This window comes from Priestia sp. FSL H7-0729 (assembly GCF_038005685.1).
In the GTDB taxonomy this organism is placed as follows: domain Bacteria; phylum Bacillota; class Bacilli; order Paenibacillales; family Paenibacillaceae; genus Paenibacillus.
In genome coordinates this window covers 36,090-58,023 of sequence record NZ_JBBOTQ010000021.1, presented here as the reverse complement: position 1 = coordinate 58,023, position 21,934 = coordinate 36,090, and the positions used below count along the sequence as shown (strand labels likewise).

The following is a 21,934-nucleotide window of genomic DNA, read 5'->3' as shown; positions in this document are numbered from 1 at the left end:
GGCTGGGCGGTATCCGCCAGCAACGCCTCCGCCTCGGCCGCCAGTAGTTGGCGGCCGCTGATCCGCTCAGCCAGCAGGGCCGCGTCCCGCTCCAGCTGAGCCCACTGCCCGGCGGGATACGGCTCTGGCATCCCGCCTACCTGAATGCGACGCGCAGCGACACTCCCCGCTTTGCTTGCTATACCTTTTCTCGCCTCAACTTCCCCCGAGGCCAGTTCATATACATCCAGCTTCCGCGCAAGATAACTCTGCCATTCGCGCTGGCCCCACTGATCCATACTTCGCTCCATCTCAAAATGTTCAACCAACCAGGATGCCTGACTTAACGGCAACGCCTGATCTAACAGCAACCAGCGCAGCACATGTCGCCCACTTCCTCCCTCTAGCCACCAGGCCACATCCACACGAATGTCGAGTGATAACATCATGCTCCACCCTTCCCTTATACGGCACACATATAAGGCAACCTTCATTTACTCTCCTCCCCCATCGTAATTTTCCGAACGCAAAAAAGCACATGCCAACCCGGCTATTCGCCGGAGCATGTGCTTCATGTCCATATTCATCTTCCTATGATCAATCTACTTATCACTATACCAATTGAATCTTCACAGCACAAGGTTAGTCACGCATCATAAAATTCTTCTAATAACCAGAATCTTTCTATAAAATGGCGAAACTTTTTCCAATCTGAATCGTCTATACTTTTAAATTAAGAGTTCTGACTTCGAAAATCTTATTTTAATACTCATGAGCTCGTCAAAACCCAGTCAATAACCATAGATTGCATAAAAACCCATTTTTAATTTAAAAGCAGACTTGGCTACAATTACAAAAAAAGACTACAGCTTCTGCTGTAATCTTTTCACTGTAGATCTGCGAAATGCTTATCCCATTTCCCGTTCACAAGATGATTTATTGCTTTGTCTCACGCAAATCAATAAGTCGAAACGTGTGATCGGTCTGTGCTACCTGTTCAAAATCAGCAGGGACAGCAGACAGATATGATGTCTCCAAGCCTTGCCTTTGCATAAGCTTTTCAATAATCGTAATCGTTTCCGCTTCTGTACGATCAGCAACAACGGTTAATCTGAAGCTCTTTCCACGGTATAATAATTCCCGGCAAAGTTCTCTTACAATGCCTTCGATCCGCCCTGCCTGATTGGAAGGGATGAGCAGAATCTGCTCGAAACCGTCAGGTTCCGGACGGGAAAGATGGCGCTGGTGCATGGCATGAACGGCCATTGCCGCCAGGAAGTATATGAGCAGAATCATAGTCAGATGAGCAACCATGGCAACTGCACCTCCTCGGAAGGTCATGCTCACCCATGGCGAACATCCCTGTATACAACAAGTATATGCTGTACTTCCTGAAGGGTTACACTTGCAATTGCTATCACTCATATTCCACGCTGATCGACACCGGACGAAGAAAGACAGGCCAGGTCATTCATTCACGCCTAAGCTTGAACATCTGTTCCGCGTAGCTTTACGCTTTGCTCATTTGCAGTGATAAAGTCCATTAACCCGCAGACCAATCCAACATTCTGGAAAGGGCGCGAGTGAACACCAATCTATACTTCCTCAAGGTTGTACCAACCAATGGACTGACTTACCGTAAGAATAATGCTATACGTAGAAAAAAAGAATTAGAGCGTAACCCAACCATATTTGATCGAATTGATAACCGCTTGTGTACGGTCGTCCACTTCCATCTTCTGCAGAATACTGCTGACATGGTTTTTTACTGTTTTTTCACTGATGAACAGGAATTCACCAATCATTTTGTTGCTCTTGCCTTCTGCCATCAAGCGAAGCACTTCAGCCTCACGACGTGTGAGCGGGTTATTGTCGCCAGCGACAAATTTAACGCCTGCTTCCTTAGAAGCTCCTTCACTCATCGCCCCTGTTTCATTAAGATACGTCATACGACGCAGCTGCATGATCAGTTTGCCAGTCACTTTCGGATGTATGAACGCATGTCCTTCATGCACGGAACGAATCGCATTGATCAGAGACTCGGCCTCCATATCCTTCAGCAAATATCCGTTAGCCCCTTTACGAAGCGTCTCAAATACATAACTTTCATCATCATGAATGGACAAGATTATTACTTTGACATCAGGGAACAGCTCACGCAATTTCTCCGTTGCTTCAACCCCGTTTTCGATTGGCATGTTAATGTCCATCAATACGATATCAGGTTTATCCTGATTGCAGAATTCGAGCACTTGAATCCCATCGCCGCATTCGCCGATGACCTCAATGTCGTCCTCCATATTTAAAATGCGTTTCAGTCCCTCACGGAACAGCTGATGATCATCAGCCAAAAGAACTTTAATTGATGCTTTACCAGTATCACGGTTTTCCATCATCCTGCTACTCCTTTCCCTTATCCACGTTTGTCGGGATATGAATCACTATTTTGGTTCCTTGATTTTCTCCGGATTCAATCTCTATTCTTCCTTCTAACAGTTCAACCCGTTCTCTCATCCCAATCAGACCGAAGTGGGTATGATCCTTGCTTTTCTTCGCAAGAAGCTCCGGTTTGAACCCAAGCCCATTGTCCTGAACGACAATTTTGACGAGCTGAGCCTGGTATGTAATCTCCACTACAACATAAGTGGGATAAGCATGCTTTGCAGCATTCGATAGACCTTCCTGCACAAGGCGGTAGATCGCAGCCTCCATCGCGGAAGATAAACGGTGTTCTTTACCTCGTGTTTCAAAAAGCGACCGGATTTTCGTTTTTACCTCAAAATCCTGCACGTACTTCCGAAGCGTTGGAATCAGTCCCAGATCATCCAGTGCCATAGGACGCAGATTGAAAATAACTTTTCTCATTTCTTCAAGACTGGAACGAACCTGGCCTTTCAAATCTACTATTTCGGCCTGGACCATCTTAAAATCCTGCTTAATGAGCATTCTTTCTACAATTTCCGTCCTAAGCACTAGATTGGCAAGCATCTGCGCAGGCCCGTCATGAATCTCACGAGCAATACGTTTCCGCTCTTCTTCCTGGGCCAAAATTATTTTCAAACCAATCATTTGTCGATTTTTGGCAGATTCGATGATCCGGGTCACTTGACCCAGTTCACCTGACAGGTATTCGAGTACAACACCCATCTGCGAACCAATGGTTTCGGCACGCTCCACAGATGCTTCCACATTTTTGGCACGCTTCTGCAGATCATCCCGACGGGCCTTCAGATACATTTCCTTCTCACGATAAATCATCAGATCCAGCTGCAGCTGTGTTGCTTTCTCGTACGCCTGCTTGATATCATGCTCGGAATAACGGACAAAGTCGCGGCTAACCTCCGTTAGCCGGATCCGGGAACGGCGGTAGTTCAGCTCCAATTGATCTACTTTCTCGATCGTTTCCGCCGTCTCCTTCAACACCGACTTTAACTCCTCGTTGAGCGTTTTGAGCTCATCGCGAGTCGAGTCCATAATTTCGAACATTTGATATTTGCTGTTTTCCATGACTTGTATGGCGTTTTTAATGACGCGGTCTATGGCATCGGCTTGTAAATCCACGTTTGTTCGACTCCATTTCTATCGTTTCCGGTATATATCATACCATATCACGATGAGATGGTAACGGTCTTCGTTTTCTGTTCCCATTTTACAGTCAGTCCAAGTTGCTCGGAAACGAGTCTAAGAGGGACTAAAGTCCTACCACCCGTTACGTATGGTGCAACAGTTGCGCTCTGTCTTTTGCCATTCAGAATGAATTCTTTCTGCCCTACAACCAGATCAATCAGCTTGCTACCACGCAATACTGTGATTCGCTGATTTTTGCTATCCCAACTTGCCTGACCACCAAAAGCGTCCAAAACATGTTTGATTGGTACATACGTCGTACCATTTTTCAGGACTGGTGCTGCATCAATGGCTTTTTTCGTTCCGTTCACCGTCATCGATTTCTGTCCAAGCACAAGCGAAGCTGTTCCTGTAGGTAATCCAACTTCACTGGACTTGGAAGGCATCGTGAATGCGATATTGTCAAAGGCAACCGTACCTGATTTCGCACGCTCATCCTGACCTTCTTCCACGTTCACCACATAGACCCGCTTCAGCTTCGCCGGATAGGCAATATTCAGTCCGTTCAGGTCCACACTCAGCTTCTTCCACCCGTTCCAGTCAATCGCCTTGGCGAGATCGGCATATACCGTTTTGCCATTGGCATCCGTGAATTCAGCACGCAGCCAGTTCAGGCTCTTATCTCCCATAACATCCATGGACATTGATGTAGCTGCAGCAGATACCTCTCTGCCGGTAGAGCCATTCAGTTGTGCATAAGCGTACATTTTGCCTGTTCCAGCTGTCATATCATAACCGAGCTGCAATACATTGGAGCCGGCTTTCTCACCAGTTCCTGCTGTAACAGTTGCCGATCCGGTCACACCCGCTGCGTTCGTCGTGAAGTTGATCGGATAATTCACATTTTCGAAGTTCTCCCAGATCGTTTCGCTTGCAGAAGCCGAGAGTACAACGACTGTGCTGTATCCATCATAACGACCAATCGCATATCCCACTTGTCCACCAGCATTGACGGAAGATACGGTTAATTGGTCTGCCGTCACTTTACCCTTGAATCCGATAAATTCCCATGTCAGTGAGTCTGCCGGAACCGTAACACTTTGTCCGCTCTTCGTCGTTGCCGTTACCGGGATGGACATTGTTGTGCCCGCTTTGAGCGAACCCAGGCCCGATCCTGCTGTCAGGGAAGCCAATTCACTTCCACCGAGTACCGATACTTTAATGGAGGATGAAGCTCCGTTGCTCGTTGCCGTCAGCGTTGCCGTACCTGGCTTCACGCCTTTGATCGTGCCGTTACTAACACTCACGATGCCGTTGTTGCTGGACTTCCAGGACATGCTGATATCACCTGTTGCAATTGGGTTGTAGTAAGTGTCATACCCTTTGGCGGTGTACTTGCCCTCTTGTCCCACCAGCAACGTTTGGCTTCCACTTACGGCAAAGCCCTTCAGTTTACCTGCAGGAGCCGTAGAGAACACACCCAGCGTGTTTACAACCTGACGTTGCTCGGTACCATACTCTGTGTTGAACGTCAGACCGGCGGTTTGCTCACCTAACGGGCGTGTTACCATGGTTGTGGAGCCGCCTCCGTCCAAGTTCATGCCTTTCCAGACACCCACACTGGTCATAAAGGATTGCAGTTCCGTCAGCGACATCCCGCTGCTGTTACTGTTTTTCTCCGCTGCAACGATGTAGACATAACGACCATCCTGGGAGTAGCCTACTGCCGTTCTTGCACGAATACCACCAATGCCGGACGCTGCGATATCCCGGGAGAAGGAAGCTGCCTTGCCACCGTTCACCAAAATGGTATGACCGCCAATCATCATCTCCAGATTACTTGGATCAACCGATTGCCCGGTTGTTTTGGCTTTTAGCTTGTAATCCGCATCCAAGGTTTGCCCAACGGAGAGATGGCTCATGATCCATGTCGCTGCTGTTCCGTGCGCACGCAAAATGTACCCATCCTGCGGCACCGTCATGTTTAACGCTTTTTTATCCGAGATTTGGGTAATTACTCCGTTCTGCACGAGAACTTCTGTCGGTGTTGTGGAAGGGTCATTCGGACGTTTGGTGGATGTCCATGCCGGTGTATAAATATACATCGAGTTGGCATGACTATATTTCACCGAGCCCGACTCTACCGTATAATCCTCTTTATTTATCCCACGCAAAGCAAAAGTTGAACCATCCTGAGCCTTCACTGTTCCATCAAAAGAATACTCGTCAATCATCGGCTTGCCATCCTTCGTCACTGTGAGAGCATACATGCCCGACAGTTCGGAAGGTGTGGAGACCAGTACGCCACCGGAGACCTGTCCACCAATTGGCGCGAGCTCCCCGGATACATTGAAGTAATCGCCATTCACAGCAGCCACTGCACCATTTTCCTTAGCCATGGCACCTGTGCTCTGTTTGCTGTTCAGATTACCGCCCTTGCCTGTCATCACATCCAGCTTCACATACGGGTTCTGCAGATCCACCTGGACCACATCCGCCAGTACGTTGACCTTGGAACCGGAACGTGTTGTCGTATATCTGTATTTCATGAGCTTCGCACCCGAAGTCAGAATTTCTTCACTCAACTTGCTTGTATTCGTAGAGGCCGCTGCGGCCACCGATTGCCATGAAGTGCCTGACCACATCTGCCCACCTGCACTCATCACCGGCGCAATCCAGATTACACCCGCCAGCGTCACAATTGCCCATTTCTTCACCTTACTGCCCTTAACGTCTTCCAGCTGTTTCCCATGTTTCCCCAGCATGTCTGAAACGTCTCTCCCATCTTGTATATCAATCTTAGACATCACGAACACTGCCAAGTAGGCAGCCGATAGCGAGATCCCTAGTATACTCTTCTATTAATAGACTGCTTTTAGTGGAAAAAGTTACGCCCCCAGCTAACTTTGAGGGTATTCTTGGCAAAAAGAAACCCAGGCGCGGCATTAACTGCACACCTGAGTTCTAGAACAATATTGATTTATGTTGAATCCTATTATAATTCTGGAAAAAAAATTTCGGAAGCTCTCTATTGGTTTCCTCGTAGTTAGCATCAATGTTAAATTCATCACTATAATTCCAGTGCCCATTGGCATAATCAAGATAGAGGAGTGCATTATACTCAGAACTATGCTGCTCTCCATTCTCTGAAATGCTACTCCATTGCAACGTAGCATGGACAACGGCTTGCTTCTCCCCAAGAAACACGACACGTTCGTTGGACATACGGTGCGTAGCATCTTCATATTCAAAAGAAGCCTTTTTACTTTTCTCCCAAGTCATCCAGTCAGCAAGAGCATCTGCATTTCTTTGCTGAATCTTATATGGCGAAGTATATTTATATGTTAATTCATAATCTTCCTGATTCAAAGCTTCATAATATGTCCTCAGATCTGACAATATGCTCTGTTGCTTTTCTTTAAAATTCTCCTTTATATTATCAGCAGATGTATCAATATCTTCTGGGAGACTGGTATAACTGGACAGATATTCCGACTGAAGAATTTTCCACAAATTATTTTCCTTCTTGATTCGGAACACGATCTCATGTTGGTCGTCCATTACCTGATTATTATGGATATATGTAACATACAATAATGCCTGGTTCGCAGATTCATATGTAATGCTTGTTATATCGATACTATAAATTCGATCAGGGATTTCGCTCACTTGGGGTGCAATCTTACTATCCGTCAGATAGGATCTCTGCATATGGTTTGAAGCTAGTAGTTTTACAGTGAAAGCTCTATCATATGTTGTTATCAGATCAAGTATCTCTTTCTCTTGACCATACCCATACTGCACCATCCACGCCGTATTCGACTTTTGATCATACTTAACCGAGTGCTTGGTTAACCAGGCGGCATAACGGATAGGTAAAAAGAATTTTCCATCAATCTGAATACCTGGCCTTTGTAATTCGTAGTAATCTCCCGATCCACTAATATAACCATCGTCCGGTAGAAAGATAAATTTTGATTTCCCGATCTTAACTGAGATCTCTCGATCTACCACTGAGTACTCCGCTTGGTACCCCATTAGTTGAATAAACTCTCGAAATGGAACATACACCGTCCCTGATTTTGTCATCAGTTTAATGTCAGTAGGCTTTTCATTAACGTACAGTTGTATGGATTCTTTATTATTTTGAGCATAAGCCAGTGATGGTATGGATATTAACCCCAGAACGAGGAAAATTACTAGCATTTTTTTTAGCAAATTTACACCCTCTATCCATGAAATTTATGACTTTATAATATAAAAAAGCGAAACCAACCAGTTGAACTTATTCCCCTGATCGATTTCGCTTCACTAAGATAAAAGAGCTAATTACTATTATAGATATCCTAACTTGTCCAATACCCGTTTCAACATGACTGCTGCCTGTGCACGAGTAGCATTTCCCTGAGGTTCGAATGTTCTGGCTGTCATGCCTTGAATGATTCCCTCCTGCACTGCTTTGGCGACAGAATCCTTGGACTGGATTTTGTTACTGTCCTTGAACTTGGATAGAGTGGTGGCAGCCGAAGATTGAAGAGAGACTGTTTTCCCACCATAGTTCATCGCACGTACCATCATAAGTGCCATCTGCTCACGCGTGATGGGGCGATCCGGTTTAAACGTACCATCGGTATTTCCCGTAATGATTCCCGCTTCAGCTGCAGCACCGATATAAGCACTTGTCACACTACCGCTACGTACATCCTGGAAACGGCTTGCTGCGGTCGGTTCTCCATTCAGTCCAAGACCTCTAGCGACCAATTCAGCAAACTCTGCACGTGTAATGTTCTCATTCGGTCGGTAGAAGGTACCACCCGGTGTGCTAATAATCCATTTGGCAGAGAGCTCCTTAATGACCTCACTAGCCCAGTGTGACGCTGTATCCGGATAATTAACGATGTTGTTAACAGGGACAACTGACTGATTGCCATTCAGTTGTCCTCGAACAACTACACCACCTGTCGTATTTTTAAAGGAACTAGGTACATTCGATAACCTAAACGTAACTGGATCGATATACGTAAATCCGGATGTTACACTTGGGGTATTGCTAGCCAATTGCATGGCCAGTTGGCTTTTGACATTCTGATCCACACGTTGATCGCTTGTTCCATTACCGGTATACAAATATACGTCCGTATAGTTGCCAAGCTTTTGCGCTCCTGCACCTGCAATCAAGCCTTCCATCGTCCCCGATGAAGACACGGGCACCGTCTCTAACTGAACGTATAACGATGGAACTGCTGCTCCTGTCGTTGTACTTGTGTTTGACGTTCCTACACTCCGACTCATAACCGCCATATCTAGATTAGACAGTGGCACCGTCCAGAGAAGATCGCCATATTTCACACCAATAGAGCCTGTGCGATAACTTGCAGCAATCTGAGTCAGTGCATTCAATGGGAATCCAACATATGCAGCCGATTCACTGTCCGGAATCTCGAATACCACCGGCTGAGTCAATTTCCCGTTTGCTCCAGCGTATTCAAAGGACTGAATCAACTTGGTTGCATCCACGTTGAATTGACGAGTCGGGCGATTATAGTGTGACATCGCAGATACAGCGGAAGCCGTGGTATTACTCATCACAAGTAAAGACTGACCATAGCTCGATGCATCCAATTCCGACAGCCAGGAAGGACGATCTCCTGACTGATTATTGTTCGAATTATTATTCGTCTGTTGCAACGTAAGTGGACCAAATGCTGTTACTGTTACATTCGACGCATCTCGTAACGGCACAGCCCCAGGTACATAACTCACCGTTCCCGTCTGAGTAGCTGTCGATGCTATTGTTGAAGTATCCAATTTCAACGTCACCACAGAACCAGAAGCTGAAGCAGACAATACGGTTGTCGTTGAATTACCAATCACTACACTGAACTGAGATACTGTTAATGCAGCCTGGGACTGGATTGAATCACGGAAATTAATCTGAACCGTGTCTCCTTGAAGTGTAGCCGACAGGATTTTTCCATTTCCATATGTGTACGTTACTGGAGTCAGATTGAGATATCCTGCCGGGTTATTGTTCAGATCCGTTAATCTCAATGCTCCAGGTACATATGATAAAGATATATTTTGTGTATCCTTCACCGCTGAAGCCAGTGTTAACGTGACCAGATCATTTTCGATCTCGGAATCATTAACGAAGACTGGCTTGCCATCAACCAGAACAGAATATTGGCTGTTGAGCGGTTTATTCGTCGTGATCAGTGGTTCATTGTAACGCATCCATAACTTGTTACCACTCACCTCAGCACTCTTGAACTCAGGTGGTTTGGTATCAATGGAATTGCGGACATAGAAGCCGCTAAATCCAGCAAGAGCCTGTCCTCGTGTATCTTTTACAGGCCATGAACCTGGCGTGTATGCAACCCGAACAACTTCCCCATCCGTAATCGATCGACTAAGATTCAATGTCACCACAGAACTACCATTGATCGATATGCTATTGATACCTACAGCCGACTGATCCGCAGTTACACTGAATTGTCTTGCTGCATCACTTGAAGTGACATATACCGTCTCAGGGTAGTACAACGTAATTGTACTGTAATACACGTTACCTTCTCGCGGCTTGGACATAACAGAATCTAAACCGTTCTCCACATCTCTTGCGCCAAAAGCAGCCGCAGCATTGGAAGATTGATCTGTAAGACGATTACCTGTAGTACCGGGTGCATATGCGATCCGCACAACCTGTCCTACCGCTACACCTGTATCTAAGACAACATATACACTGTCACCTGAGATATAAGTGGAGCTGACATTCCTCTTTTCACCATTTACAGTTACAGCATACGTACTACTCAACGAATTAGTGCTGTACAGCCACTCATCATACGTCAGGCGAATGGTGTTATTGCTATGCATCTTAGCATTCTTCAACACAGGCGGAGTTGTATCTGCACTTAATGTTTTAAAGGCCCATGATGTAGACCCATTAAGACCTGTAAATGTATTTCCTGCTTTATCACGAAACGTATTGGCTGGAATGTCTATCACATAATTTGTGTTGCTATCCAATGCGTTCGTAGGTGTAATAAGCAATTGTCTATTGTTTGCACTATTAATGGCTGTCTTAGATGCAACAATTGCTCCATTTGCTTTTTTGAGCGTTACATTCTGAATGTAATTCGGATCAAGTTCTTTGTTGAACGTAACTGTTAAATTTCCCGTTAATGGTGCATTGGTAGTACCGTTCGTGGGAGATACAGTAGATACCATAAGGGACGTCGGATCGGATATGATATTGAATCCCCAAACATTCCCATCAATTGCACTGATATCATTCTCATTTCTATCCCTCAAAAAACCTTCTGGCATTACGATGTAATATGTAGTGTTGTTGTTCCAGTTATTCGTGGGAACGATCGTAATCGTATTGGTTCCAAAACCTGTGATTCGAGGTGCTCCTGCGTTGACTGGAATCTGCTCAAATACAGTACCACCAACTCTTCCCTGATAAATAGTGAGGTTGCCTCTACCTGCGGTTACCGGCTTATCGAATGTCATCACTACTTTAGTTGAAGGGGATACCATTGCTGCGTTATCAGGAACTCTAGTCACAAGGGAAGTTGAGCCTAGCCCCAGCGTACTGAAGGTCCACTCTTTGTTAGTCAGTCCTGGAAATGGAGTATTGTCCGCGTAAACAAAAGATTTATTATCTATCTCTACGTAGTACGTTGCTCCCGGTAGAACCTTGCCCAGTGTAATCGTCACTCGTAGACCCGTAGCTGCTACAGGTGTGTTGTCTCCCGCGTCCGGTGTCGTAGGATCTGTAATCGGTGGTGTGGGATCAATCACAACTTGGTCACTGGTTACCAACACCGAATCCATTGTTGTATTGTCATCCAAACGTTTAATCAAGATTGAACTTTGTGTACCAGTTGCCTTCTGAACAGGTTTATCAAAATCAATAACGAATGGTACTGAACTATCCACATTCGTTCCTTTCACAGCAGGAACAGTATTCGTTATTCCATTTGCACTTAATGCGTGTGCCGCAGATGCTTCCCGCTCAACTCCACTCCAACCCGTAAGCCAGCCTTGAGCCGTTAGCATGACGATCAAGAGTCCAAGTATGCCTTTTCTGGCGATTCTCTTCAATTTCACTGATCTTCCCCCTTATCTGAATTTCCTCTCTGTCTGATGTACAGACCTCATTATGTATTTCGGTTAGAGAAGGGATTTCATTTAGTTATTTGGGGATATATTCCATAAAATGATAGAAGCACAAAAAAACCCTTAATTCCTTATCGGAACCAAGGGTCTCATTGGATGATCCACATAACGTTAGCTAATTAAAGACCTGCTTGAGTTTTCAAAAGGTCTACTTTGTCCACTTGCTCCCAAGGTACATCCAGGTCTGTACGGCCGAAGTGACCGTATGCAGCAGTTTGTTTGTAGATTGGGCGACGCAGATCCAGCATACGGATGATGCCAGCCGGACGAAGATCGAAGTTGTTGCGCACAAGCTCAACCAATTTCTCTTCGCTGACTTTGCCAGTTCCGTATGTATCCACGTTGATCGATACCGGGTTGGCTACACCAATCGCATAGGCGAGCTGGATTTCCACTTTGTCTGCAAGTCCTGCAGCTACAAGGTTTTTCGCTACATAACGAGCCGCATAAGCAGCGGACCGGTCTACTTTAGTCGGATCTTTACCAGAGAACGCACCACCGCCGTGACGTGCATAACCGCCGTACGTATCTACGATGATTTTACGTCCAGTAAGGCCTGCATCTCCCTGAGGTCCGCCAATAACGAAACGTCCTGTTGGGTTGATGAAATATTTAGTCTGCTCATCCAGCAATTCAGCTGGAACGACAGGCAAGATGACATGTTCTTTGATGTCTTTTTGAATCTGTTCCAGTGTAGTCTCTTCAGCGTGCTGAGTAGACACAACGATTGTATCCACACGTACCGGCTTGTCACCGTCGTATTCAATCGTTACTTGCGTTTTACCATCCGGACGAAGATATTCCAACGTACCATTCTTACGCACTTCCGCCAGACGGCGTGCGATACGGTGTGACAATGCGATTGGCAAAGGCATAAGTTCTGGTGTTTCGTTCGTTGCAAAACCGAACATCAGACCTTGGTCACCTGCACCAATGTTTTCTGTTTCACGAGCGACTTGTTCCGGGTCACGATTCTCAAGCGCTGCGTTAACGCCTTGGGCAATATCAGCGGACTGCTCATTCAGAGAAGTCAGAACTGCACAAGTGTTATAATCAAAACCGAACTTGGCACGTGTGTAGCCAATATCCTTAATTGTATTACGAACGATGGACGGGATGTCCACGTATTCAGAAGCTGAACTGATTTCACCGATGACAAGCACTAAGCCTGTGGCTACGGAAACTTCGCAAGCTACACGAGCATTGGGGTCGTTTGCAAGAAACGCGTCCAATACGGCGTCTGAGATCTGATCGCAGATTTTATCCGGATGTCCTTCAGTTACAGACTCCGATGTAAATAGATGCCGGCCTTTAACAGACATGAAGTTTCAACCTCCCATAACTAGTAGTATGGCGATTGCCCGAACAAAACATGACAGCGATTCGTTCACTGTACCCTCGAAGCTTTCCAACATGGAATAAGGACCCAGGGTCCGCAGTTACGAAGATAAGGATTTTTCAGGTAATTGCCTCAAACGAAAATCAACCTTTCCCTAGTGGAAAAGGTTGCATACCTCAAATGCCATCTTAACGTATTTGTCAAGACGTGTCAAACGAATTGGGGTAAGGAAAAAAGCCCTATAAGTGCTGCTCTGCCTGACGAATTAGCCTTTTGGTGATCTCTCCACCAACCGATCCATTCTCGCGGGAAGTCAGATGTCCCCACCCTTTGTATTGCCCATAAGAATGATCACTCACTTCGCCCAGTTCAGATCCAAATTCTGTATCCGCACCAGCCAGACCTCTGCCACCATAACCCACATTGAGACCAAACTCTGCAGCAATCTCATACTTCATCTGATCCAGCATTTGACGACTTTCGGGTACCACTTTGCGATTGCTTCTAGCCATGTTCCTGCACCTCCATTAATTAATTATCAACAGTTATAGAGTGAGCAGGAACCAGACTGGCTAGCCGTATTAATGTTTGTTAGAACTGGTTAATCTGCGCAAATGAAATGTATTACGAATGAATAATTCCTTTCACAGCTACCCATCCTATTTCAGAGTATATCCACCACGAACCATTACGGTTAGGCTATATTTATTCCCTTCCAATACCGCGATCCCCCGTCCATCCCTTGGAAAAGAGAGCAGATGATTGGTTGGCGCTGCCTGTCCATTTGTCAGGTCAATCCCGTCCGTCAGATCAGCTACACCATTCGTACCTTCACTGACGATCACAGCTTTGCCGCTACGTACAATGAACTCCGCTCCAGACTTCCCGATCAGCTGTTGACCCGGCTTCACCGTTACGATCTCAACGGCATCAGATGCGCCTGAGACCAGTGGAGGAAGCGAAGTGTCTCCACCTGTGCTACCTGAGTTCCCTGTTCCCGTGGAGCCGGTGTTGTTACCATTTCCTGCATTGCTGTCTGTTCCCATATTGGTACTACCGTTTCCTGTCGGGATCTTACCGCCCAAAGCCTGTTGGATCTGCTGATCTACGTAACTCTTCGTTACAACTGGATCATCCGCTGTACCTGGTTGGCTAGTCCCTGCTCCACTGGCTGTATTGCTGTATACCGACCCAACCCACACGCCAACACCAATGGCGAGCGCAGCGAGGGATACTTTCATATAAGGTTTCATGTGAATCATTTTCCTCCTTTGGTAATCTATTAACTTTAACTATAGAGAATAAATAGACATGCGACAAGCAAAACCTCGCTTCCGCAGATGTGGAAGCGAGGTCTTAGCTTTAGAATATCTTAATTTTCGTACAAATTACCGATTATTATTGGGATTATTAGAACCCTCTTCCGGAAACTCTGGGATGATTGGTTCTTCTTTTGGCAGTTTGGATACATCGTAACTATAGCCTTGTTCTGCAAGGCGTAGGCGTTGTCCCTCGAACACATCATATAAGGCTACGCGATATGAGCCACCACGTATTTTGTCAAATACGGTGTCATCAATACTCCAGTTGAGCGTCTGGTTAATGCCTGTCTTCAGATCGGTCCCTGGTGTGATCTCTTTATCAAACACTTTTCCTGACCCATCGGTTAGAGATAGAACAAGCTTGTGTCCATACTCTCCACTATCCACAGCTTCCTCCTGTGTTAAGGAGTAGATCATCTCGATCTGTACTGCCGTTCCACCTGTAAGGTAAGCTTTGATATTGCTACCCGAGAATTTGAACGGATACAAGTCTATGTCATTCAGAGAGGATAGAACAGATAATGATTTCGGTTGCACCTCAAATGACATGGCATTAACATAAGCCGTCGCCTCGCCTTCACCGGTGACAAACTTGTTGTCAGCAACGCCTTCACCTACAATCAGACGCATATCAGATAATGTTTTTACACTTTTCGGCACTTTAGCCCAGAACGTCACAATACTCTTCTGACCTGGTCCCGGTACACGGTTTGCCTGCTTGGCTGTTGCTTTGTAATATTGACCATCTGCTGTTTTGTAGTATCCTACCAACTTCGCAAGGCCACTCTGACGCAGAGACTTATTCGTCATCTCGAATTCGGTATATACAATATCGGACGAAGATCCCGGATACACATACGTTCTGCGTATGCCCAGCTCTGTTTCTTTATCAGAAGTTCCTTGGGTATAAGTCTTCCCTTCGCCTACATAAGAGAGGGGCTGAATTAACCCGGACGTGCTAAGGGTAATCCAATCATTCTTTTCTTCCTCACTTACTTTCTCCAGCAAAGTCAATTCCAGACGGCTCATGTTAAGTTCAGATGGAATCTTCGTCAAGAGATAAGCTTCCATGACCATCCCCGAACCGAGCAACTTGCCACCTTGCGCGCTAATCAGCTTCGTATCTCCGTCAATTCTAGCGGAATCAATCGTGAACATCGCTTCCAGTTCAGGCAATTGAACTGTTTTGGCTGATGCATTACGAATAGTGACCTTGGCAGCAATAATATCACTGTCTGTCCAAGGAAGCCGTTGCAAGGAGCCTACAGATACACCGAATGTACCTTTACTATTTTTAATTACCGTTTCTGTCGTAAGTCCATCTCCACTTGTTACGGATTCAGGAATAGCATAGATGCCAACCGGATAGGAGAACTCAAAACCACTCGTGCCTCCACCAGACGTTTCCCCTTCTTTGCTCTCATCTTTGGTCGTCGGTGTCATCGCATATAATTTGATTTTACTGGTATCCCCATCTCCTTGAATCGTAGTGATCAGCTTAATCGTTTTAGTTGCACCTGGCTTCAACTTCAGATCATCCAGCGCTTTCGTCTCGATCGGATAGGAAGTACCATCTTCTGTACGGATCTCTAATGCGTATTTGGGAACCTTAACTTCTTTTTTCCCTTGGTTCTTAATAACCCACTGCATCGTTAGATCAAACTCTTCATCCTCTCCACGGACACGAGCAGATTCCAGAAGAGTCGATACAGGTTGTCCATCAATCGAGATAATGTTCGGTTGATTCGCTACTACGTTTACATTGGTTTGGCTAGCTTCAGGAAGCTGTAATGCAGCCACTGGCAGAGCAGTCTTCTCTTCACCTTGTTCTTCCACAAGAAGTAATTCGGACTTTTCCAGTTTCAATGCTGTAGGCAATGAAGCCATTAAATTTAACGTTTTGTTGGCCTGTGCCTGAATGCTGACACTTGTACTATCCTTATCCGGAGTCAACGGATAATTCGTACCACCTGGTGTACGTAGAATCCACTTGATGTTTGGATTGTCCAACAGCTTGTAACTGATATTATTCAGGTTTACGCCGACTTTGACGTATTGTTTCTTATTCTCACCCGGATATACTTTAATACCCGAGACTTTAACCTTGACGGCTGAGTCACTCAGACGAACCGTCTTCGTTTTGCCTACAGGTGTAGTGATGCTATATGATGCGGGAACATTGAATTTCCCCAGCGTGCTTTCATAATTCGGTTTGCTGAAATCCCATTTTACAATCAGGAAGTTCAGATCACTTAATTTCACTTCACGTCCAACCTTCATAACGTATGTGAGATCCACCGTGGAACCTGGTGATACCGTCTTTTTCTCCTGATCCTTGGCGATCAGCTTTGGAGAGAAGCTTGTTCCACCTTTTGTTTTCACTTTGCTCCAATAATCAAGCATCATCATCGGTGTGCTGTCATTATTTTTATACGTCAGTGTATACGTCACCGTATTCCCGTCGTCTTGCGACAAGATATTAACGTCGGTTAATTTCACGGTACTCCGTGCGTTCACTTTAACCGCAGGTACCTTAGCCAAAGTATGTACGACTTTATTCGTGGTTGTTGTCTGTTGCTTCTTTGTTGTTGCGCTGTTATTTGTAGCAGGTTTACCTGAGTTAGCTGGTGTACTTGCGGCAACTACTAAGCCTCCACTTGAACTGATGAATAACATACTAGTTATCAAAGTCGTTATGACCTTTTTATGATCCACTTCCAAACCTCCCATAAGTTGCTTGTTGCTTTATAGTATAAACGTTTGGGATGGGGAGAAAGTTACGATGTTGTTGGTTTTTTGTAAGAGACTTTCGACGCTTAGTTATTTTCCATTATCTGAGGATGCATCTCTGACCTTAACTTAAAATTCAGAGAATAACCCACTAAAAAGTGGGGAATCTACTCCAGTCCATAGGTATTGTGTCATCCACAATTGGAATCATCACGAGGAACAAACTAGTTGTAATTTTCAATGCTTAACCCTCAGAATCTAGGCTGCTTTTTTCATCATCACTCTCGCATAAATGAAGATACTATGTCTGCAAGTAAAGCTCAATCATTACAATTGATTATAAATAAAAAAAGGACCAGAGAATTAACTCTCTGGTCCCTCCTTCAAAGATATTAGTTATTGCTAATTGTTGTTGCCACAGCAATGTTGTTGTTGTTGTACACTACAGTAGCTGCGAATTGATCGCCAGCAACATTGTCATTACCAATGTTAACTTCGATTGAATTTCCACCTACCAAAGTAGCAGTGTACTTTTTAGCAACACCAGCAGTAGTAATAGTTACTTCACCGTTAACGAGTGAAGTTACTGTTTTGCTCAGTGCTACAGACAGCTTACCAGCAGCAGAGTTAGCGCCGTTAGCAAACGTATAAGTTACAGTATCACCATTTGTTGTAGGAAGAGCTTGTGTAGAAGTACCATTTTCTGCTTTGTAAGGCAAGCTTGCATCAGTGATAGCTTGAATGATGTCAGCTTTTGTAGCAGCACTGTTAATAGTGATTGCAGCGCCGTTATTAGCGAAAGTCACTTTATCAGCTGCAGCAGTATCCAATGTGATAACAACAGGAGTAATGTTATTACCGTTAGCACCTGGAGTATTAGCAATCAATTTAATACCAGCAACATCAGCTGAAGCTGCAATAGCAGTCTTTGGAGCTGTGATTGTAGTTCCAGTTGCAATTGGATTAGTTACAGTAGCAGAAGGAGCAGCAACAGTATACACGCTGGAATCAGCAGCTTTAGAAGTTGTACCCAAAGCTACGAGATATTTAGCATCTTTTACTTGAACAGAGATTGGTTTGTCAAGAGCTGATGCTTTTTTCAGCGTTACCACTACTTCATTATCTGTAACAGAAGCAATTTCATAATCAGCAACTGGAGTCAGCGCTGGAGTATTTGTTACAGACAAATCTTTAACAATGATATCATTGGCAATGTCAGCTTCATTAGTGCCATCGATATTATCCACAGCATTTGTAAATGTGATTGTAAACTCTTGGTTTGCACCTGCTCCAGTTCTAGTAGATACTCCAGTTACACGAGGAGCTACAGCATTGTTAACTGTCATAGAAGCATTAGTTGACAGGTTAAGTTTGCCATTAGAATAAGTCTCGATAGAGTTGTTAGCAAACAGAGTTACAAGAGTTTGACCTGCTACTTCATCAGTAGTTTTCAATGTTACTTTGTTCTCATCAATGCTAACGGAAGCAGGGTATGCACCGTTGATTTGGAAGTCGCTAACATTTGCAGATGCAACTACTTGGTTGAATGTCAACTCGAAAGTTTTAGCATCTTTTTGTACAGCGTTAGTCCATTTCAATTGGTTAGTAGCAGCATCTTTCAAGCTAGAAGCATCCAAGGATACTACTTGACCTGTTTTGGATTTCAATCCAGTTGCTACTACACCTTTAACGGAGCCGTTCGGTCCGAATGTAACTTTAGTTCCATCGATGAACTCAGGGAACTGAAGTACTACGGATTTACCACCGTTAACTGCGTTTACGCTAACTTCAGTTGGAAGAGCGATGTTTTGAGTATTAGCACCGTTTTTCTCGAAGTTAATGTAGTAGTTACCTTTAGTATTAACAGTTGCCAAGTCCATTTCGCGACCGAAGTTCAATGTTACTTTGCGAGCAGACTCATTGTAATCTGTAGAAGAGATGGAAGGGTTCGCAGTATCGTTAGCTACGAATGTACCATTGTATTCTACCAATGTGTTTCTCAACGCTGTAGTGTCTTGAACATCAGCAACTTTCAAGTTATAAGTGCCAGTTGCAAGTGTGTTAAAGAAAGTAACGTAGAAGATTTTGTTGGAAGAGTCAGCTGCTACCACACTGTTTACTGGGATGACATCGTCACCTTTTTTAATAGTGAAGTATTTTTTATCAGCTGCACTTACAGCTTTGTCAAAACGAACTGTCAATGTGTTAGTACGATCTCCAAATGTAGTTTCAACTACTTGTGGACGAACCAAGTCAACAGTTGCATTGATTTTGTGTTCTTTCACAGCATTAACGTTACCGGAGTAGTCTTTAACTTCTACAAACAAAGTGGACTCATATCCTGGCAGACGGTTAGCTTGTGTGAATTGAACTTCATATACGTTAGAAGCAACTTGAGTTACTGTACCAGTTTTCTTAGTATCGCCAGACTTCCAGTAGAAGCTGTCGTTAGTTACAGAAGCTGGATCGATTTCTTCATCGAAAGTAACAGTTACTTTTTCAAGAGTAGCGGAGATTTCAGTCACTTTAGGACCTTCAGTATCAACAGCTACTGTGAAGTCAGTTGTTGCAGACAAAGATTTCAAACCAGCGAAGTCTTCAACCAAAGAAGTTGTCAACTTGTGAGCACCTTCAGAGATCGAACCAGTGTAATCACGAAGGATTACTTCACGTTGGTTAGCACCTTGTGTTACAGAACCAACAAAAGCTTTGTCATCCAATTGGAAGTTGCTGCTTGTTGGAGCTACAACTGGCTCAGAGAAAGTTACTTTGATAACTTTAGTTCCCAGAGCTTTAACTTCTGCTACTGTAGGCAGAACATTGTCAGCAGATGTGAAGGAAACTTCACCTTGTGGCAATACTGTACCAGTAGAAGATTTCACGTTTTTAGCAACAACTTTGTAAGTTGTTCCTTGTACGAATTTGCTGGATTCATTCAGCAAGAGACGAGCTGTTTTACCGTCAGCCAACAAAGTGATCGATTTGATCCCTTTAGAGTTGGAATCGATGCTGTAGTTGTTTTTGTCAGTTGCAGTAGCTTTGTCTACTTTACCGTCAAAAGCAACGTCAACTTCTTTCAAGTTAACAGAAGAAGCGGATTGTACTTTAGTTGCAGCTTCTACAACATAAGTAACTTTTTCAGTGAAAGATTTTTCTTTGTAAGTAAATTTCACTTCAGTTTCTTTGTTAGCTTCAAGAGCTTTATCCAAAGTAACTTTTACAGTTTCGCCGTCGCTGATTTTGAATTCAACAACTTTTCCACCTTCAGTTACTGTGTAAGAAGTTACTTTCAAGCTTTGTGCTTCGTCAATTGCGTAAGCAGCGCCTACAAGCAATTCACGGGAAGCGTTAGCTGTGAAGTTAGTGTTTGCATCAACCAAACCAGCGTTGATTGCTGCTTGAACATAACCTTTAGCCCAAGCTGGAGCAGTGTTGTTTGTTTCAGCTGGGATTTCAAGATCCAATGCACGAGTCAGGATTGTAGCCATCTCGGACACAGTCACTTTACCGTTGAAGTCGAAGATTTTCTTCTCAACGTTTTTACCTTCCATGATACCAGCAGCAGTTACTGCTTCGATGTAAGGTACAGCCCAGTTTTTAGCTGTGTAGTTTTTGTCAGTGTAAGAAAGAGTTCCAGTGATCTCTTTCAGACCCAGCAATTTAGTGATAACTTTTGCAAACTCAGCGCGAGTCATGTCTTTGTCAAGACCTGCTGTACCATCCGGATAACCGTTGAAGATACCTTTTGCTTTCAATGCATCAAACTGTTGTTGCGGGGAAACTGCTGTGTCACCGAATGCTACAGATGCAAACATTGAGAATGCCATTGCTGTAGACAATGCTACGGATAAAATTTTCTTCATAACCTTTTTTTCTCCTCCTTGGGCGTTCATAACATTTGAATTTTCTTTTTTAATAGGGTCGCTCGTATTCCTCATATATTGTTGCACCCCCTTTCCAGAGTTGTGAGCAAGTTAATATAAATGATGTCTGTGAGCATATCACAGAAACTTGTAAACTAGTTTGTAAATCAGAATCACACGTAAATAGAGTAGTTTCCTAATCCTACCTTACGTATTATACAATGGGTCTCTCGTGCCGTAAAGCAATTTTTTCTAATAAATAGACAAGATTCTTCACGAGGTCATTCTTGGTAACAGGCCCAATGTTTTCGACTCTACACTTTAAACGCAGTAGATTTCAAAAAGTTGCGGATTGCACAAAAAAAGTTTTGTTTTTTTTTATGTATAGGTACAGTGCGGGTATGAAGCCATTCAAAACCTTTTCAAACCGTTGATACAGCAGTGAATGTGGAATGGTGATCTCTGGTTTGTCTGTGCTACCAACGTTTATTTATACCCGCAACTTCAGCCCATGAAGCGACAAAATTCACAAAAAATAAAATAAAAAAGCACCCCTTTTGGGATGCTCTTGGTGCAGTTCTGGAAATATAAGTTATTTAATCTTCATCGCGAGTTCGATAATTTGAGCACGCATATTGGGATCACTGTTCAATCTCAGATACATATCGTCAATTGGTTGTCTGTTCTCACGGTATGTTTTCTCATGCTTCATCGTCGTGTGAGACCATTCAATCAACTCATTCTCAGCCAGAACCAGATTGTTATACGCATCATGGAAGCCAGTGGACTGTACAAGCCCTTCCATAACTTCCTGAGAGATCTCCTGAGTCTTACGTGTATCTTCCAACTTTTTCTCCAGAATGACTGCCTGCTTCTCAAACTGTGTCTTTGCCTTCATGTAGCCCAGCTGGGCTTTCGAATAAATCGGTTTCATTAGCTAACTTCAC

Annotated in this window: 12 protein-coding genes and 1 pseudogene; all 13 read right to left on the bottom strand. The window is 44.4% G+C overall.

The genetic code is table 11. The features are described 5' to 3' along the window. Window positions 1-473: pseudogene (locus MHH93_RS26770) on the bottom strand (hypothetical protein); the annotation flags it as partial. A 442-nt stretch (window positions 474-915) separates the two neighbouring features. Next, window positions 916-1,293 (bottom strand): hypothetical protein, encoded by a 378-nt coding sequence (locus MHH93_RS26765; RefSeq protein ID WP_500056494.1) that lies wholly within the window; start codon window positions 1,291-1,293, stop codon window positions 916-918. 356 nt (window positions 1,294-1,649) lie between these two features. Continuing rightward, window positions 1,650-2,372: a response regulator transcription factor gene (locus MHH93_RS26760; RefSeq protein WP_026081439.1), complete on the bottom strand. Its 723-nt coding sequence runs from the start codon at window positions 2,370-2,372 to the stop codon at window positions 1,650-1,652. A gap of 7 nt (window positions 2,373-2,379) precedes the next feature. Then, window positions 2,380-3,540, bottom strand: a complete 1,161-nt coding sequence (locus MHH93_RS26755) for a sensor histidine kinase (RefSeq protein ID WP_307541774.1) — start codon at window positions 3,538-3,540, stop codon at window positions 2,380-2,382. Between the two features lie 47 nt (window positions 3,541-3,587). Next, on the bottom strand, window positions 3,588-6,311 hold the full coding sequence (locus tag MHH93_RS26750) for a stalk domain-containing protein (RefSeq protein ID WP_500056492.1): 2,724 nt from the start codon (window positions 6,309-6,311) through the stop codon (window positions 3,588-3,590). 199 nt (window positions 6,312-6,510) lie between these two features. Beyond that, the gene (locus MHH93_RS26745; RefSeq protein ID WP_500056490.1) at window positions 6,511-7,764 is read right to left on the bottom strand and encodes a stalk domain-containing protein; all 1,254 of its coding nucleotides are present in this window, start codon (window positions 7,762-7,764) and stop codon (window positions 6,511-6,513) included. A 117-nt stretch (window positions 7,765-7,881) separates the two neighbouring features. Further along, window positions 7,882-11,664: an S-layer homology domain-containing protein gene (locus MHH93_RS26740; RefSeq protein WP_500056489.1), complete on the bottom strand. Its 3,783-nt coding sequence runs from the start codon at window positions 11,662-11,664 to the stop codon at window positions 7,882-7,884. Between the two features lie 188 nt (window positions 11,665-11,852). Then, complete coding sequence (gene metK / locus MHH93_RS26735; protein WP_105600112.1) at window positions 11,853-13,055, bottom strand: methionine adenosyltransferase; 1,203 nt, start codon at window positions 13,053-13,055, stop codon at window positions 11,853-11,855. Between the two features lie 256 nt (window positions 13,056-13,311). Further along, the gene (locus MHH93_RS26730; protein WP_017691962.1) at window positions 13,312-13,584 is read right to left on the bottom strand and encodes an alpha/beta-type small acid-soluble spore protein; all 273 of its coding nucleotides are present in this window, start codon (window positions 13,582-13,584) and stop codon (window positions 13,312-13,314) included. A 147-nt stretch (window positions 13,585-13,731) separates the two neighbouring features. Beyond that, a complete protein-coding gene (locus MHH93_RS26725) occupies window positions 13,732-14,325 on the bottom strand; it encodes a hypothetical protein (protein ID WP_500056487.1) in 594 nt (197 codons plus the stop codon). Between the two features lie 135 nt (window positions 14,326-14,460). Beyond that, on the bottom strand, window positions 14,461-17,109 hold the full coding sequence (locus MHH93_RS26720) for a hypothetical protein (protein WP_500056485.1): 2,649 nt from the start codon (window positions 17,107-17,109) through the stop codon (window positions 14,461-14,463). 407 nt (window positions 17,110-17,516) lie between these two features. Next, entirely contained in the window at window positions 17,517-21,062 is a 3,546-nt protein-coding gene (locus MHH93_RS26715) for an S-layer homology domain-containing protein (protein ID WP_500056483.1), read from the bottom strand. 517 nt (window positions 21,063-21,579) lie between these two features. Continuing rightward, window positions 21,580-21,921, bottom strand: a complete 342-nt coding sequence (locus tag MHH93_RS26710) for a hypothetical protein (protein WP_036612519.1) — start codon at window positions 21,919-21,921, stop codon at window positions 21,580-21,582. Window positions 21,922-21,934: the final 13 nt, after the last annotated feature.

Excerpts from the sequence above, each read along its gene's own strand:
- MHH93_RS26765 (WP_500056494.1), bottom strand. The coding sequence starts at position 1,293 with ATGGTTGCTCATCTGACTATGATTCTGCTCATATACTTCCTGGCGGCA.
- MHH93_RS26760 (WP_026081439.1), bottom strand. The coding sequence starts at position 2,372 with ATGGAAAACCGTGATACTGGTAAAGCATCAATTAAAGTTCTTTTGGCT.
- MHH93_RS26750 (WP_500056492.1), bottom strand. The coding sequence starts at position 6,311 with ATGCTGGGGAAACATGGGAAACAGCTGGAAGACGTTAAGGGCAGTAAG.
- metK (WP_105600112.1), bottom strand. The coding sequence starts at position 13,055 with ATGTCTGTTAAAGGCCGGCATCTATTTACATCGGAGTCTGTAACTGAA.
- MHH93_RS26730 (WP_017691962.1), bottom strand. The coding sequence starts at position 13,584 with ATGGCTAGAAGCAATCGCAAAGTGGTACCCGAAAGTCGTCAAATGCTG.
- MHH93_RS26725 (WP_500056487.1), bottom strand. The coding sequence starts at position 14,325 with ATGAAACCTTATATGAAAGTATCCCTCGCTGCGCTCGCCATTGGTGTT.
- MHH93_RS26715 (WP_500056483.1), bottom strand. The coding sequence starts at position 21,062 with ATGAGGAATACGAGCGACCCTATTAAAAAAGAAAATTCAAATGTTATG.
- MHH93_RS26710 (WP_036612519.1), bottom strand. The coding sequence starts at position 21,921 with ATGAAACCGATTTATTCGAAAGCCCAGCTGGGCTACATGAAGGCAAAG.